At 44.0% G+C, this 16,335-nt stretch carries 12 protein-coding genes; 5 read left to right on the plus strand and 7 right to left on the minus strand.

Annotated features, from left to right (window positions below):
- Positions 1-20 precede the first annotated feature (20 nt).
- From ASG85_RS19470 to ASG85_RS19480, 3 genes are all read right to left on the minus strand, one after another.
- On the minus strand, positions 21-980 hold the full coding sequence (locus ASG85_RS19470) for an ABC transporter permease (protein ID WP_082588157.1): 960 nt from the start codon (positions 978-980) through the stop codon (positions 21-23).
- A 163-nt stretch (positions 981-1,143) separates the two neighbouring features.
- Positions 1,144-3,471, minus strand: a complete 2,328-nt coding sequence (locus tag ASG85_RS19475; protein ID WP_060647534.1) for a helix-turn-helix domain-containing protein — start codon at positions 3,469-3,471, stop codon at positions 1,144-1,146.
- A 285-nt stretch (positions 3,472-3,756) separates the two neighbouring features.
- Positions 3,757-6,921, minus strand: a complete 3,165-nt coding sequence (locus ASG85_RS19480) for an ATP-binding cassette domain-containing protein (RefSeq protein WP_060647535.1) — start codon at positions 6,919-6,921, stop codon at positions 3,757-3,759.
- A gap of 483 nt (positions 6,922-7,404) precedes the next feature.
- On the opposite strand from ASG85_RS19480, the gene ASG85_RS19485 reads away from it, so the two are divergent.
- The 3 genes from ASG85_RS19485 (at position 7,405) to ASG85_RS19495 (ending at position 11,107) form a co-directional block, all read left to right on the plus strand.
- Positions 7,405-8,220, plus strand: a complete 816-nt coding sequence (locus ASG85_RS19485) for an SDR family oxidoreductase (RefSeq protein ID WP_060647536.1) — start codon at positions 7,405-7,407, stop codon at positions 8,218-8,220.
- Between the two features lie 16 nt (positions 8,221-8,236).
- Positions 8,237-9,997 (plus strand): alpha-glycosidase, encoded by a 1,761-nt coding sequence (locus ASG85_RS19490; protein ID WP_060647537.1) that lies wholly within the window; start codon positions 8,237-8,239, stop codon positions 9,995-9,997.
- 150 nt (positions 9,998-10,147) lie between these two features.
- Complete coding sequence (locus ASG85_RS19495; RefSeq protein WP_060647538.1) at positions 10,148-11,107, plus strand: cation diffusion facilitator family transporter; 960 nt, start codon at positions 10,148-10,150, stop codon at positions 11,105-11,107.
- A 66-nt stretch (positions 11,108-11,173) separates the two neighbouring features.
- On the opposite strand, the gene ASG85_RS19500 is transcribed toward ASG85_RS19495, so the two are convergent.
- Positions 11,174-12,232 (minus strand): LacI family DNA-binding transcriptional regulator, encoded by a 1,059-nt coding sequence (locus ASG85_RS19500; protein ID WP_060647539.1) that lies wholly within the window; start codon positions 12,230-12,232, stop codon positions 11,174-11,176.
- Positions 12,233-12,315: 83 nt separating this feature from the next.
- Here ASG85_RS19500 and ASG85_RS39245 point away from each other — a divergent pair, with 83 nt between their 5' ends.
- Both ASG85_RS39245 and ASG85_RS39250 read left to right on the plus strand, forming a co-directional pair.
- A complete protein-coding gene (locus ASG85_RS39245) occupies positions 12,316-12,885 on the plus strand; it encodes an EamA family transporter (RefSeq protein WP_235550180.1) in 570 nt (189 codons plus the stop codon).
- A gap of 60 nt (positions 12,886-12,945) precedes the next feature.
- Positions 12,946-13,203, plus strand: coding sequence for an EamA family transporter (locus tag ASG85_RS39250; RefSeq protein WP_268796129.1), 258 nt, complete (start codon positions 12,946-12,948; stop codon positions 13,201-13,203).
- 402 nt (positions 13,204-13,605) lie between these two features.
- On the opposite strand, the gene ASG85_RS19510 is transcribed toward ASG85_RS39250, so the two are convergent.
- Genes ASG85_RS19510 through ASG85_RS19520 form a run of 3 tightly spaced genes read right to left on the minus strand, consistent with a single transcriptional unit; the run spans position 13,606 to position 16,283 of the window.
- A complete protein-coding gene (locus ASG85_RS19510) occupies positions 13,606-14,415 on the minus strand; it encodes an ABC transporter ATP-binding protein (protein WP_414858761.1) in 810 nt (269 codons plus the stop codon).
- 3 nt (positions 14,416-14,418) lie between these two features.
- Entirely contained in the window at positions 14,419-15,237 is an 819-nt protein-coding gene (locus tag ASG85_RS19515; RefSeq protein ID WP_235549489.1) for an ABC transporter permease, read from the minus strand.
- A gap of 23 nt (positions 15,238-15,260) precedes the next feature.
- Positions 15,261-16,283 carry an ABC transporter substrate-binding protein gene (locus ASG85_RS19520; protein ID WP_060647540.1) on the minus strand — a complete coding sequence of 341 codons (1,023 nt, stop codon included), beginning with the start codon at positions 16,281-16,283 and terminating at the stop codon, positions 15,261-15,263.
- Between the last annotated feature and the right edge of the window lie 52 nt (positions 16,284-16,335).

Below are 16,335 nucleotides of genomic sequence, written 5' to 3' on the forward strand. Positions count from 1 at the left end.
ACTTCCTCCTTTTGTCACACTTACCATAGGCTTTCCTGCTTAGCTTTCTTCGCCATTTGGTTAACCGAGATCAGTAAAATCAAACCAATGACCGATTTGAATAAATTGATGGCCGTGGAATAAGAGTAATTCATCGTCTGGGAGGCAAGACCGACTTTATACACGAACGTATCAATGACTTCAGAGGTACGCGCGTTAAGCGGATTTTGCAATAACAGCACCTTCTCAAAGCCCAGATCCAGAATATGACCAGTGTTCAAAATAAGCAGAATAATCATAACCGGAAGAATGCTTGGCAGATCGATATGCAGCATGCGCTGAAATTTACTTGCTCCATCAATGACAGCCGCTTCATGCTGCGCGGGATCAACACCCGCTAAAGCAGCTAAATAAATGATGCAGGAAAAGCCTACATTTTGCCAAATACCTGACCAGACATAGATCGAGCTGAAATATTCCGGCCTGGCCATAAAATTGATCGGTTCGAAGCCCAATTGACCGAGCAGCATGTTCACTAATCCATTGCGGGGGTCGAGCAGCTCCATAACGATCCCTACAATCACGACAACGGATATAAAATGGGGGGCGTAAGTGATCATCTGTACGGATTTTTTGAACAGTTGGTTTTTCACATAATTCAATGATAGAGCCAGAATAATCGGAAACGGAATCCCGGCAAGCAAGCTGTACAAGCTGATGATCAACGTGTTTTTCATCAATTTCACAAATTCATAAGAGTTGAAAAATCGGATGAAGTGTTTCAAGCCGACCCACTCGCTTCCAGCGACACCCTTGGAGGCAATATAATCCTTGAAGGCAATCTGCGCCCCGTACATTGGATAATATTTAAATACAAGGACATAGATAACTGGAAGCGCAAGCAGGGCATACAATTGCCAGCTTTTCTTCATTTGCTTCCTTGCAACAAGCAGCAGATTGCTTGCTCCGGTGCTTGCTTTGGTTAATACAACCTCTTTCATTGTGCGCTCTCCCCCCTTTCAATTGATACCTTAAGGTTACAAGAAATCGCCTCAAGCCGTAAATCAGAAAGCGCTTTCTTTATGTGCAATTATTAAGATTCGGCCATGTGCACTTCTAAATAGATGTGCAAAAGTAAAGAATACGGCACAAAGTACCGCATTCTTATCCGTGTAATTTCTTATAGGAGGTCGCACTAACGCCATGCAGCCGCTTGAATGCCCGACAAAATGTATTGGAAGAGCTATAGCCAACCTTATCGGAAATTTCAAGGATGGTTAGCTCTGTTGTCTGCAGTAGATCTTTGGCCCGATCCATGCGCATATTTTCCAAATAGTCAGAGAAATTAATGCCCGTTTGCTCTTTGAAGAATTGGGAGAGATACACTTTTGAGATGCGAAAGCGATCGGCCACTACATCCAGGCAAAGGTCACTGTCCATATATGCGTTCTGCAGCATGCCAAGAATACTTTGGATCAGCTGCACATTTTGGCTTTTCTTATGATCGTTCACGCTTTCGCATATCCATTGATAGGTTGCGCGGATCGACTCATAATTTTTGCGCATATTTTCATAGGAGTCAATCTCGCTGCTCAGTGACTGGATCCGTCTGTAAACCTCTTGCTGATCAAGCTCCATTTGCGGGAGCAGCTTTACCAGACTTCCCCACATTTCGAACAAGAACAACTGCATAACAGCGAAGGAAAGATGCCTCAGCAGGAAATTTTCATGATATATCTCATCAAGCATATGCTGAACCTCAGCATGGTCCCCTGCTTTCGCCAAATTGATTAAACGGATCTCCACATCTTGCGGAAAATAATAGTTATTCATATCGGTCGGGAGCTCGTCAAACCATACGATTTCATTCTCATTTTTCCACAATTGTACATTCAATGCTTCTCGAGCCTGTTCATACGATCTGGAAATGCTAGTGAGGCTGTCACATAAGCCGCCTACACCATAGACGGAAACCAGCTTTAACTGGCTTTTCATCTCCTCATTGGCTTCCTTCAGCTTCTGCTCAATAAGCTCTTTGTAGGGCTCTGGCTGCTCAGCTCTATAACAAAAAAGCAACCCGAACTGATCCTCCGCTATATCGTAAACAAAGCCTTCCTGATCAATCGCCCTTCTCAACATTTCTTTGGCCAGCAAACGCTTCATATCCAGTTCTTCCAACAGATCATCGTTATAGCCGTTATCGAAGCCTCGCAAATGAACAACCGCGACCCGATAGGACATTCCTTGCAAATCCATACCAACATACTTTAAAAGTGCATCTGCATCACGTGCCGAAATAAATTGCCCGTTCAACAGCCGCTGAAAATACGCAGCCCGCAGCAAAGGAACCTGCTGCTCGATCTCGGACTTCAATCTATAGTTATTATGGAACAAACCGGTTACCGTTTCTCCGATTAATCCAAAGGCGTCTCTCTGGTGCGAAATTACGTCCGCTTTTTCCAGAATCAAGTTTACGATATTCCGTAATGGTTTACTGTTGCGATAAGCCAGCACATACGCGATGAAGACACCCACGACAAGAAAGACGAACGTCAAAGAGAAAATGATTTTCTGAATATAACGAACCTTCTCCAGTACAACATAGGTCGGCTGTCCCACCAGATACGTCCAACCGTTATAGGAGGATTTCGTATACGTAATCATCATCTGCTTCGATTGCAGCGATTGCTCGATTACGCCTCTATCGCCAATCAGATCGCCGATCTCGATCGGTAAGGGGGCTTTACTCGCCGAAAGCTCACTAACGATCTTCCCCTCGCCATCCACAATATAAGCCCATCCCCCTTCGGAAATGTTCAGCCCTTGAAACAGCTTCTGGATTTCCTTCTGGTCAATCATGACAGCAATGGCACCCTGGGGATTGCCGGGGTACCCCAGCGATTGCATATACGTCAGCATGGAATAGGGCACACCCTGTACGATAACTTCCTCAGACGCAAAGGTTTTGCGTGTATGAAATTGCTTGGCGACGAAGTCATACCATGAATCATAATCATACTTGCTGTATTGAGCTACCCGATCAAAAAAATGCTGAAAAGAGTAACTAGCCCCCGGAGTTAACACCATTTCACTATTTTTGAACAAGACATAATAATCAAATATGAAATTGTTAGACATCCTGTAATCGTACAAGCTTTTATTCGTATCCAAAACCCGGTACGTATTCGTCCCCTCAAAAGGATCAGTGACAGACAGAAACCGCATAATTCTTGTATCTGCCGCTAACTGCTGGGTAATGGAGGCGATTTCCTCCAGTCTTCGATCGAGGATATCTTTACTCTGCTCCAACAGGTTCATATGGCTCGCGGTTGCTTCGCTTTCGATCAGCGCAGTCGTCTTCTGATAAATGACCCAGCCGATAATCATCGGCAGCATCAGAAAAACAAGATAAGGAACTAGAATACGCGCAAACACGCGGTGCCTTCCTTTGTTCACGTTAACATTAACGCTTCTCTCTCTCTTGAACAGCATAGTAAATGTCCCCATTTCCTTTACGATTCCCTGTTTCGATCATATCGAGAGTAATCCTTGCGCATGATTTGCATTTATGTATGCGTTTGCAATCTGTTGCGGCGTTCATCCCAAAAGGATAAGCTGTTACCTTAAGTATACCTTGCTAAGCGGGTAATCGGAAGCTTGAAATACATCGCTAGATATGCAATGAGACTTTTTTGTGCTTAACAAAAAAAAGGAACCCAGCCAACGGGGCGTGGGTTACAGATTTTGATGATTTTTAAAGGCTTGAGCTAGCGTATTTCACTTCAGGCAATGATAAACCGCCATCATATCTCGTTTATTCAACTCACGAATACGATTGAAGATAGGAATATCTGCAACTGCCTCAGTTAGTAAGTTTTCAGCAACAACATCACTTACTTTGCCAGTAAGCCATGTTTGTACATCTATACCATCGACGATTTCCTTGCGCCCTTCATCATTGATGCCACTTACATAACAGCTAACACATGGCACCGATAACTTAAATACGCCGTCATGAAGACCATCTTCTGAAATGACTTTCTTCCCGCCACAGAATGGGCATGGATGACTTGCTTTAATTTTATTAATCTGTGTAACAATTTTATTGTAACCAAACACTTCATAGACATAAGTTAGTTTTTTATATTTTCCATTGGTGAAATACTTATCAATAATGGTTTCTCTAGTTTCAGCAATATTGGCAAAGTCACAGATGGTAATCAAGTTATTACTGCTAATCGCCTCGAGGTTACCTTTAATCTTGTCCCAAAATGGTACGGCATTTTGTAAAACCACTTCATAGCCCACAAAGCTTGCAAGCTCCAGCTCCAGCATCTTCAGCGCAACTTGTGTTTCCCTTGGAAGTAAAGAGACATCTTCCGTAAGTGCAAGATCGCTGCCAACAATTGATTTTAGTTTTTCTAGTTCAGGTAACTTCCCTACGGTTTTTATCACCTGATCAATCGGCTGCTGAATAATCTCACGAATATCCGTGTCACCAAACTTTAGCTTTTTATGATGGTTTAACACGGTTCCATGACAAACTGGGCAGGTAATCATTTCTTTTGAGGCTTTCATTTGCTCTTTAAGAGGAATGTTCTTCGAAATAACCATATAACGCCCAAGGATGAGATTAAAGCCTTCCCATGTTCTCGAAGCCTTCCCTGCTTTATCATAAAATGATTTTTCCCAATAACCAAATAAGAAAGTACGCTTTTCTGCTTCTGACATCTCATTATAGCTTTTACTCATATCGTGACCCAGTTCATTCTTTATCTCTTCAAATAGGAAGTGCAATTTGGCATGTTGATAGTATTTCAAGACATCCATGACTTCTGGAAGTAACATACCATCCCAGAAAGGGACTGTTTTATCTTGAATGAGAACATCCATATCAAATTTCTCAATGACACGACGCCCCGAACAACTCGGACAGTGATTGTCTTGATAATAGAAATCGAAGCTTCTTGTATCTTTATTGGTCGGATGAGCAGCCACAATATGGTTGATCAGTCCACCTATTTCATAGAGAAAACTATATTGACTATACAGATGTCGTTCAAGATCAATGGCGATGACAGGTGCAATCTTTTCAGATTCATATTCACCATAAATCACATGGGCAATTGGCGATAAGCTCTTTAAGATACCACCCTTATAGACGTTTTCTGCCTTTTTAAAATAGTCCAGCTGATTTTCTTGTAAGTAGTGAATACCGTTTTGGGGCTTGAGTGTGGAAGAAATATGCATGGAGGCCTTGCTATCTTCCTTATCTTTTTGACGATAATAATCATCATGACTGACAACATCAAGCTGCTTCACAGGTTCAGGCTGCCTTTTTCCAAAATCAATGATAAAATCAGAGCTTTCCATCATATAGGCATTATGTTCAATCATCAGGATAGAGACAGATTCATCTACCAGAATGTCCCTAACACTATCAATGAATTGGTTTAAAATATTTTGTGATAAACCTTTTGAAGGCTCGTCAAAAATAAAAAGGGTATGTGGGTTTCTCGAATTAGCAAACAGCTCAGAAACTAAATGAACACATTGAAATTCACCCGTCGATAAGGACTGTGTTTTTCTTTCCAACGTCAAATAACCAAGTCCAAGTTTAATCAATAAACTCAATCGTTTATGAGCGATGTCTTCATTTGGCAGTTCATCAATAATTTCTTCAATCGAGCGCTGAAAAATATCATCAATATCCTCGCTATATTTGGTGAGTTTCTTTTTAATATCAAGAAAAGTCGCAACGGTCGACCTACTGGAAATCGATTGATTTCGATCTTGCCCAACCACGACCAGTTTATCTTTGGGATACCGCTTCTGAAAATCTTTAACCATACACTCATTGACAAGTGTAGATTTACCGCATCCCGACTCACCCGTAAAGGTTACAAGTCTATTCTTGGGAATCTGAATTTCAGCCATTTGAATATTACGGCAGTAAAGATCATGAAATTGATAGTATTCTGTTGGCATTGCCTTATTTAGATCACAATGGATTGGTTGTGGACGTGGTGATTCTTCAACAATTTTCCCACCGTATTTACCACTACCAGGTCCAAAGAACAATTGCTCATCCGCTGTGCCCAGCACGGTGTCAGAATGGTCAATCAGCCAAATTTGATTCTTATACCCCAATTGTTTAATCTCATCTAAAATTTTCAATAATGTTTGGTGATCAAGACCCACGGAGATTTCATCAATGATAATAACCGTATTTTCACTAGTTGCCATGAATTCGGCCAAGTAAAGTCGTGTTATTTCCCCACCTGACAATGTACCCATAATGCGATTTATTGTTAAGTAACCCATATTCATATTGATTATATTTTGGAGAATATGCTGCTTCGCTTCACTAATTTGTAATTCCTTTGCAAGAGAAAGGATCGTTTCAATGCTTAAGTTATTCATATCGGAAATACTATGTGGTTGATTTAACAATTCCATCTTATATTGCTCAACTTCTTGATTGTAGCGCCTACCCTTGCACTTGGGACAATCGACATTTTGGGTCATACTGCGCCCTTTACAATCTGGACACCAGCCTAAGGCATTATTAAAGGAAAAAACTTCTGGAGAAAGATTAAATTTTTCGGCAAGCGTTACACGAATCTCTTTAAACACACCCGTATGTGTGCCAATGGTTGAACGAGGATTGGATGAAATCGATGATTTTCCGAGAAAAAGGACTAAAGGCATTTCTTCCATCTTGATGGCACTGAAATTAGTTTCCATAATTTCAGGAAATAAATACTGATATTCAGCCTTTGGCAATAAAGAAACGAGACGCTTCTTGGATTCTTCACCAATGGTTTGACAAAATGTTGTTTTACCAGATCCTGATAAACCAGCAATTCCTAACGATTTATCTACCGGTAGTTCTGCATCTAATAGGTTAATATTGTTCGAAATTAATCGATTTATTTTCATACGTACATCCTCTCTATTCTTTTAAACTTAGTCTTTCCATGTTATCACAGAGTTAAATGTATAAACTGCTTTTTTTTCGAATCAAGAACTCGGCAGCTCCATTCTATTATTCTTTCACATTCTACCTTTTGTATTAGCAATTCATTGTGGTATGCGTATGGGTGAAATTCGTGCGTTGAGGTTCTTAGATATCGATCTGAAAAGGGGGATATATCCGTGAGGCATATTTTATAAGGGTTATTTGTCATACACAAAAAAAAGGAACCCAGCCAACGGGGCCGGGTTCAAAAGTTTATATTAAAAAGGGGGTCTTGGTTATTATAATACCTCACCAACATTATGAAACCATAACAGAAACATTTCAATTATGTTACAAATTAGAAAGCGCTTTATTCACTTCCCTTCTAACCTCTAAGATTCGATCCCTCAACGCGAGGGTAATGACCTTATACATGTATTCCATTCATTTAGGAGGCCTTTCCAATGACCGTACAAGAACAAAACCATCCAGAATCATACGATATTTCTAAGAAAGTCGCCATTGTAACCGGCGCATCCTCCGGCATTGGCTTAGCATCCGCTATACGTTTAGCTGAATCAGGGTTCAAAATCGGGCTGCTCAACCGCCCAGGCAGTGAGCTTAAAGCAGCAGTAGCCAAAGTGCAGGCTGCCGGTGGAGAAGCGATCTCCTTAGAAGCCGATATTTCCGTCGAAGAAGAAGTGAAACAGGCCGTTCAAACCGTCATGGACCAATGGGGTCGTCTCGATGTTCTGGTAGCCAACGCAGGGATTAACGGCGTTCTCTCTCCCATCGCACATATGGGACTAGAGGATTGGAACCAAACGATTAATATCAACTTAACCGGCACATTTTTGTGCGTCAAACATGCTATTGAGCCTCTTAAACAGCATGGTGGCAGCATCATCATTACTAGCTCCGTTAACGGCAACCGGGTTTTCTCCAATTTTGGGATGAGCGCTTACAGCACTTCCAAAGCCGGACAAGTGGCTTTCATGAAAATGGCTGCGCTTGAATTGGCGCGTTATAAGATTCGTGTAAACGCCATCTGTCCTGGCGCGATCGAAACGAATATTGATGAGAATACGGATCGCAGACCCGAGTTGGAAGAAATCACGATCCCTATTGAATTTCCCGAAGGAGATCATCCACTGAGACACAAATCCGGAACCGCTAGTCAAGTCGCGAATCTGGTGCTTTTTCTCGCTTCGGATCAATCCGACCATATTACCGGAACTTCCGTCTTCATCGACGGCGCCGAATCGTTAATCCACGGATGATAAAGGAGAACTTCCCATGCAGATCGAGAGCTTTTACCATTCCCCCCATACCAAATGGGCTTATTCCTATAACAAGGATACGTTTCATCTCCGAGTCCGTACCAAAAAGAATGATGTAGACCAAGTAACCGCGGTGACGGGCGATAAATATGATTGGGCGAATTATCACAATGATTATGCTATGAAGATAATAGCTACGGATCGCTATTTCGACTACTGGGCAACGGAATTGTCGCCGGCACAGAAAAGGTTCTCTTATGCATTTCAACTGCAATCTGGCGAAGAAACATTATGGATGAGCGAAGCCGGTATTTTCGAAGAGCAGCCGGGCCCGCCCGCAGGCTATTATGAAATGCCCTATATGCATGAAATCGATGGATTTAAGGCGCCAGAATGGGCAAAATCCGCTGTATTTTATCAAATTATGCCGGACCGATTTGCTAATGGTAATCAAAGCATTGATCCCGATGGGGTAATCGAATGGGGCGAACAGCCAACGCATGATTCTCATTTCGGAGGCGACCTACAGGGCATTATGGACCATCTCGATTACTTGACGGAATTAGGCATAACGGCCATCTATCTCACCCCGATCTTTGAAGCACCGAGCAATCATAAATACGATACGATCGATTATAAAAAGGTAGACCCTCATTTCGGAGACACTGCCTTATTAAAAAAGCTGGTTGAGGCTTGCCACGCAAGCAATGTGAAAGTTGTTCTAGATGCGGTCTTTAATCATTCGAGTGTAGACTTCCCTCCCTTCAAAGATGTGCTAGCTAAGGGTGAAAATTCTGCCTTCGTCGATTGGTTTCACATTCGTGATTTCCCGGTTGAAGTGAAGGAGGGTCCGCTCAACTATGCTACGTTCGGATTTTTCGCTTCGATGCCCAAACTTAACACCACGAATCCGGAAGTAAAGCAATATTTGCTGGATGTGGCTGAGTATTGGTTGAAGAAAGTGAACATAGACGGTTGGCGTCTCGATGTTGCCAATGAAATAGACCATTCCTTCTGGAGAGATTTCCGTAAAATGGTCAAATCGGTCAATCCTGAAGCCTACATCATCGGTGAAGCTTGGAGCGATTCGCTGCGCTGGCTTCTTGGTGATCAATTCGATTCGGTCATGAATTACCCTTTCTCTGAACGGGTAATGGCATTTTTCCAGTCAGATCAACCGAACGGTCTCTCTTTTGCCGAAAATATGAATCATATTCTTATGCGCTACCCGCTGCAAACGAATGAAGTTTTGTTTAATCTGCTTGGCAGTCATGACACACCGCGTGTATTGACTATGTTTAATGAGAATAAGGACAGACTAAAGCTTGCTGTTATTTTCCTTCTCACTTATATTGGAACTCCCTGCATTTTCTACGGCGACGAAATCGGCTTGAAGGGTCAGCAGGACCCAGACTGCCGACAATGTATGGAATGGGACAAAGCTAAGCAGGACAGGGACTTATTCGAATTTTACAAGCAGCTTATCCAGCTGCGCAACGACCATGATGTGCTTCGTTTCGGCCGATTCTCTTTCCTTCGGGCGGACGCCGAGGATGGCAGGATCATTTATGAACGTAAGAATGAGCAGGAACATTTTACAATCTGGATGAATCATTCGGAAAATACGGCCATTCTTGCCCATCCCGCGGACGCGGAAATGGAAGATTGGCAGGATGCGTTCAGCGGCGGGTCCCTGAAGCCTGTTGATGGTTTTATTCGTATGGAAATCGAGCCATTCGGCTATCGGATTTTATACAGATCCCTGCTGGAAACATAGATAAATAGAAGCCTAAGAAATCAGGCTTTTACTATGCCCGATGCGACCTCTCACACTCTTCATATACTCTTTACACAAAATCAGTTGCGCCTGACGAAGGTCTAGCATATAATAGTTTAATTAGAATAATTATAAATAAGGAGGAACCGTATGAGTATCGAATACGACTATCACCATCTCCATCATGTTAAAGAACAGAGCAAATCCAGAAAAACGTTATGGGTGACTCTCATACTGACCGCCTTTTTTACTATTGTAGAAATTGTTGGCGGGGTGCTTTCGAATTCCCTTGCTTTGCTATCCGACTCTGCGCATATGATCTCCGATGTTATCGCTTTAGGACTTAGTATGGTTGCTCTGAAGCTGGCTACTCGTCAGCCTAATGCGCGATTCACCTTTGGTTTCCTGCGGTTTGAGATTATCGCTTCGTTTCTAAATGGATTAGCCCTATGTATCATTGCTTTGGGAATTTTCATCGAAGGGATTCAACGTATCATTGACCCGCAGCCAATTAAATTGGCTCTTATGCTTGGAATTGCCTCCATCGGTTTCGTTGTCAATCTTGTGCTTACATTGGTTCTCCATAACAGTGTGAAAGAAGAGGACAATCTGAATGTGAAAAGCGCGCTGTGGCACTTTTTCGGTGATTTACTCAGCTCGGTAGGCGTCATTATCTCTTCTATTATCATTTATTACACAGGTCTTCTCTTGTTCGATCCACTGATTTCGATGGTCATTGGCGGCATTATTTTTACTGGCGGAAGCAAAATCATTCGAGAATCTTACCTGATTCTGATGGAGTCCGTGCCTGAACGCTTCAACTTAGATGAAATTCGCAGCGACATCGCGCGTGTTGAAGGCGTCGAAGATGTGCATGAGATGCATCTGTGGGCGGTTTCGACCGATCATTACTCTTTAACCGCACATGTGTTCATCAATCCCAACATTCAACCCTTCTGTGTTATTCTAGCGATTAATGAAACTCTGAAAAGTAAATATGGCATCGAGCACTCCACCATCCAAATCGAACATGCAGACATTAATCCACATGGAGATTATGGCAAAGAGTTCTTGAAGCATCAAAGACAAACGAATAGAAATGGGCTTTAATTGTAATAAGGGACATGCCAAAAAGACCGCTATACTTCTCATTTTAATGAGAGTATAACGGTCTTTTCATGTTGTTGTAGACTTACGGACAATCATCTCCAAATCAATCAACAGCTCATGTCCGTGAATACGCGGAAGGTGCTCTTCCAGCAGCTGTGTATTCTCCTCGTCCAAGTCTTCACCAATCTGCTGCATCAGAAAAGCGGCAACTAAGCTCGTTTGCAAATCGACAGGCATGTCGAAGCTTGTTATTGAGGGGAAGCTAGCCTTAGAAAATAGTTCATTGTCCATGCCAATCAACTGCACGTCCTCTGGCACGCGAATACCTCGCTCATGACACACAGCTAGAAGCTCCAATGCTAATGCATCATTAAAGGTGTAGATGCCGATAGGTCGCTGCTCGCCGCTTATGCGCAGAGCTTCCTCCAGTGTACCTTCAATACCGAGCTCTCCAGCATCTAGAAGCGCATGCACCGTCGACTCGGCATGATCACCTAGCCCTGCCATAAACCCTTGAATACGCTGCTCATTGGCCCCCATCCCTTTACGCCTGCCGGCATAAATAATGGAGCGGCAGCCGCTCCCGAGGAAATGCTGAACAGCTTCCGTCGAAGCCTTCGCGAAATCCAAATTAACCGCCAGTTTAACCATATCACTAGGCCAGCCCCAGCCATTAAAGATAACCAGCGGCGTGCCCTCACCGACTAATTGCTGGGTCGATTGCATACTCATCGCTAAACCATGGCTCACTAAACCGTCTACTCTTCGCTGCAGCAAGTGCTCTAGGTGACGCTTCTCGATCACTGGATCCATACCCGCTGCTGAAAATACGGATAAATGATAGCCGAAACTATGTACTCTTTGCTCCAGCTTCTCTGCAAATCGGCCATAATAGCCGCCGAAATGCGGTATGATAAGGCCTAACTCATAGGATCGGCGCCGGCTAAGGTTCGTTGCCATCACATTGCGGCGATAACCCAGTTGTACAACGGCTTCCTCCACTTTCCGTATCGTCTCCGGCGACATTGGCACCTTTCTCCGATTCAAAACATTGGAAACCGTCGCAATGGAAACGCCCGCTTCGGAAGCAACATCGACAATGGTGGGCTGTTTACTTTTCTTCATAGGAAATCCCTCATTCTTGAAATGCTTTAACTCATTTTATCGATAAGCAAATCGCTCGTCAAATTTCGATAATCTCACACATCATGTGGTTTATTGCAGCAGTCGGCAGTGCCGTACTATTTGGTCTAACCGGCTTTTTTATGAAAGTGAGTCAAATGCGCCAAGGCTCTACACCGCACCTATTACTCGGACTCTATCTCACAGGAACACTTGGCTTCGCTGTGAACAGCTTATGGGAAGGCTCCCTCTTCTTAGACGATTGGCGTGTTTGGTTAGCTGGCATCATCATTGGCGTTGGGTCAGGTTGGGGCAATGTTGTGTTCATGAAGGCTCTCGAGAATGGTCCGGCAAGCTTGACAGCGCCGCTAATGAACTTAAATATTTTGCTAGTCATTCTCATGTCCGTCACCATCTACGGTGAACACATAAATAGCGCGGAGGCTGGCGGCATCGTCCTGCTCATTGCTTCAGCGGTACTTGTATCGATAAAGCTCAAAGAGCCTCTCACAATCAAAGAGAAGAAATGGTTCGCACTCGTTGCGCTGGGCGGACTTCTGTTCTTCTTCCGCAATGGCGGTTTGAAAGTCACTGCCGAGCTAGCTTTAGCGAATACGCCTATTCTGCTCATCAGTTATCTGCTCTCTGCAATCTAGTTCGCCATAGCCGCAGCTAACCACACCAAGAAGCAGCAAAAGCCTGTCCAACAAGGACTCATAGCTACCTATGATGCGTTACCAAGTCGCACAGGATTTCTTTGGGGGCTGCTTTCGGGCTGCTTCTCTTACGGTGGCCTTCAGCTTTACTCCGTCGCGCTGCAAATGGGGCCAGGTTCCATCGTTGCTCCCATTTTCTCTACCTATGGACTTGTCGTCGTTATCGGCTCTGTACTGGTTTACAAAGAACGTCTTACCCTCTTTCAAACCATTGCCCTATTCCTTCTCTTTGCCGGTCTTATCCTGGTCAAACTGTAGCGTCTAGCTTGTTTTTTGTGCGTAGATCCGTCTGTGGCCTGTAGTCTGTAATCTGTGGTCTGCTCTTGCTGCTCCAGGATTCCCAATTAACTGCAATTTCTACATCTATATCTCAGGTTGCTCGTACTCAGGATGGATTACCTGCAAAAAGTGCAGCTAATTTCCTCCATAAGATCTAAATCCCTCATTCCCCGGGGGGTTTTAGATGTAGGAAATGCAGCTATTCCATCTAAATGGTGATTTGAGCACAATTAGCTGATCTTTTTACATCTAAGTAGGGTGGCGGGGTTGGGAATTCTCCGAGGCTCTGCCAGCTGCCATCTGCCGTCTCAAGGTAAACCACACTCCCCACCCCAAACGCAAAAAAACTCGGCCAATAATGGCCAAGTCTCTTTCAATTCCTTACTCCTCATGATCCCCGATAAGCGAAATAATTTGCTTCTTCAGCTTAATAAACGACTCCGTATCTTTACACTCCAAGGTCTCACGAAGTCCTTGCGGAATCACGATTTCTTGGCGAATCCTTCCTGGATGCGCCTGCATCACATACACGCGTTGTGATAAGAAGATAGCCTCCTCGATGTCGTGGGTAATGAAAACGACGGTGGTTTTTTCCTTTTCCCAAATACGTAATAACAGCTCCTGCATCGAGTTCTTCGTCTGCGGATCGAGCGCACCGAATGGCTCATCCATCAGCAGGACTTCCGGATTGTTCGCGAGGGCCCGAGCGATGGCGACCCGCTGCTTCATGCCGCCCGAAAGCTCCTTCGGCAGCGATCTGGCGAACTTCTGCAGCCCGACAAGTTCCATGAAGTGGTCGGAAATGGCCCTCTTTTCGAATAATGGTACGCCTTTTAGTGTCAGCCCGAACTCGATATTCTCCCTTACAGAAAGCCATGGGAATAAGGTGTACGACTGGAATACCATCCCACGGTCAGCACCAGGACCATCAATCTCATGTCCAGAGATGCTCAGCGATCCCGTCGTCATCGATTCTAACCCCGCAAGGATCCTCAATAGCGAGGACTTACCGCAACCTGAAGGACCAACAAAGCTAACAAACTCATGTGCATCTATGTGGAACGAAACTCTGTCCAAAGCAACAAACTGGGATTTCTTCGTGCTATATACCTTCGTTACATCCGTCGCCGTAATTTTACTCACAGCCATAGCTCTATCATCAGAGGGCGCCATATTATTCAATGCATGCATGATTTAACGCCCTCCTTCCAACCACGGGAAAAATCTGCGGTGACAATAAGCAAATGTGCGATCCGTTAGTAATCCAAGCAAGCCAATGGCGATAATCCCTACGAAAATCAGATCCGTATTAAGGAACCGCTGCGCTTTCATAATAGAGAACCCTAGTCCGCTGCTAGCCGCAACCAACTCAGCTACAACGAGATATGTCCAAGCCCAACCGATGATTAATCGCATCGTGTTCATTAAATCCGGCAGTAGAGCAGGAATAAGCACCCTCTCGATGACTTGCCAACGGTTCGCACCAAGGGTATAGGAAGTTTGAAGCAAATCATTGGATACCGAACGTGTATTATCGGCCACCATCAGCATGAGTTGGAAGAAGCAGCCGATGAAAATGACGATAACCTTTGCCCATTCACCGATCCCTGCCCAAACCATAATGAGCGGGATGAAAGCCGTCGCAGGCATATACCGGATAAACTCTGTCGGAGGAACGAGCAGCGCTTCAGCGAAGCGAAACGTACCAGCCAAAATGCCAAGCGGAATACCCAGTAAACAAGCAAGCAGAAAGCCTGCCCCTACTCGAAAAATACTAATACCAACATGGTTCCAGAAAACAGAGCTCTGTAGCTGAATTGCAAACTGACGGAGTACTTGATCCGGTGTAGGTAGGAACGTGCGATTTACAAAGTCACCATAGCTGAGCACACTCCAGAAGAGCATAGCTATCACAACAACAAGCACGACACCGGATGTATATGTTCTACGGCTAATATCGCCCCGTATGGCAAACAAGGTTGATTTGCGTCTTTTTTTCACCATGGTGTCCATTTAGAGCCCTCGCTCTCCAGTTGTTATTTCTTGCGTTCCTTCAGCACTTCTTCTACAAAGTGTCCATCTAAGAAGCTTTCCGCCTTCGGAATGGAAGTTAGCATGTCTAATCCCTTCAAGAACTCAGCTGTCTTCTGCGAAGTGAATTGCAGGGATTCTAAGTTATCACCTTTTTGAAAGGCTTTTACATTATCTTCAAGTTGGAAAATCTTAACGCTATCCACACCAGCTTTATATTCATCAACCGGCGTCTCTGCCGCTTTGGCCATAATTTTCAAAGACTCTTCAGGATTGGCCTTCCAGTAATCCAAAGCATCAAACCAAGCGTTGATGATTTTTTTCACATCTTCCGGACGATTCTTCGTTATTTCTTCTTTGAAAACTAGCAGATCAGGGATAAGTCCCGGTGTATCCTTGGAGGAAAATAATAGCTTGCCTTTGCCCTCCTGAATCGCCTTGCTTAGGAACGGCTCCCATAGCACCGCGGCATCCAAATTGCCTGAAATGAAAGCAGGTCCTGCATCGTTAACCGTCATATTCGTGTAAGCAACATCTTTCTCGGCAAGCCCCGCCTTTTCAAGTGCGGTAAGCATCAGAAGGTGATCAACCGTTCCCAGCTCAGTCGCTACTTTCTTACCCTTCAAATCCTTCAATGAATGAATGCTCGGCTTCACAACAACACCGTCTCCGCCATTGGAGTTATCGTTCACCAGCACAGCCTTGAGTTTAATCCCTTTACTTGCTGGAGCAAGCGTATCGCTTAAAGTTTGGCTGTTCGCATCGACTTTACCAGAAGCCAATGCCGATAAGGAATCACTGTATACCGGGAACCAAACGAGATCAACGTTAACCCCATTTTTCTCAAAGAAACCCTTTTCCTTCACTAAATACCATACAAACCAACCCGGCCATGGACTGAGTGCCAATTTAATCGGTTCTCCGCTTTTTCCTGTTGTCGTGCTTGTCGCCCCTTTGCTCGTACATCCGCTAACTACTGTAAAAACCAACAGCAACGCCATCATCAGAAATATTACTCTTTGTCTCATTCCGATCTCCCTCTCCATTTGTACTGGTAAAAAGAAAAACCCGGAACGATAT

Source organism: Paenibacillus sp. Soil724D2, from assembly GCF_001427935.1.
Lineage (GTDB): Bacteria > Bacillota > Bacilli > Paenibacillales > NBRC-103111 > Paenibacillus_E.

What these genes read in the sequence shown, in the direction of transcription:
- ASG85_RS19470 (WP_082588157.1), bottom strand. Translation starts at nt 980, where the DNA reads ATGAAAGAGGTTGTATTAACCAAAGCAAGCACCGGAGCAAGCAATCTG.
- ASG85_RS19475 (WP_060647534.1), bottom strand. Translation starts at nt 3,471, where the DNA reads ATGCTGTTCAAGAGAGAGAGAAGCGTTAATGTTAACGTGAACAAAGGA.
- ASG85_RS19480 (WP_060647535.1), bottom strand. Translation starts at nt 6,921, where the DNA reads ATGAAAATAAATCGATTAATTTCGAACAATATTAACCTATTAGATGCA.
- ASG85_RS19485 (WP_060647536.1), top strand. Translation starts at nt 7,405, where the DNA reads ATGACCGTACAAGAACAAAACCATCCAGAATCATACGATATTTCTAAG.
- ASG85_RS19490 (WP_060647537.1), top strand. Translation starts at nt 8,237, where the DNA reads ATGCAGATCGAGAGCTTTTACCATTCCCCCCATACCAAATGGGCTTAT.
- ASG85_RS19495 (WP_060647538.1), top strand. Translation starts at nt 10,148, where the DNA reads ATGAGTATCGAATACGACTATCACCATCTCCATCATGTTAAAGAACAG.
- ASG85_RS19500 (WP_060647539.1), bottom strand. Translation starts at nt 12,232, where the DNA reads ATGAAGAAAAGTAAACAGCCCACCATTGTCGATGTTGCTTCCGAAGCG.
- ASG85_RS39245 (WP_235550180.1), top strand. Translation starts at nt 12,316, where the DNA reads ATGTGGTTTATTGCAGCAGTCGGCAGTGCCGTACTATTTGGTCTAACC.
- ASG85_RS19510 (WP_414858761.1), bottom strand. Translation starts at nt 14,415, where the DNA reads ATGCATGCATTGAATAATATGGCGCCCTCTGATGATAGAGCTATGGCT.
- ASG85_RS19515 (WP_235549489.1), bottom strand. Translation starts at nt 15,237, where the DNA reads ATGGACACCATGGTGAAAAAAAGACGCAAATCAACCTTGTTTGCCATA.
- ASG85_RS19520 (WP_060647540.1), bottom strand. Translation starts at nt 16,283, where the DNA reads ATGAGACAAAGAGTAATATTTCTGATGATGGCGTTGCTGTTGGTTTTT.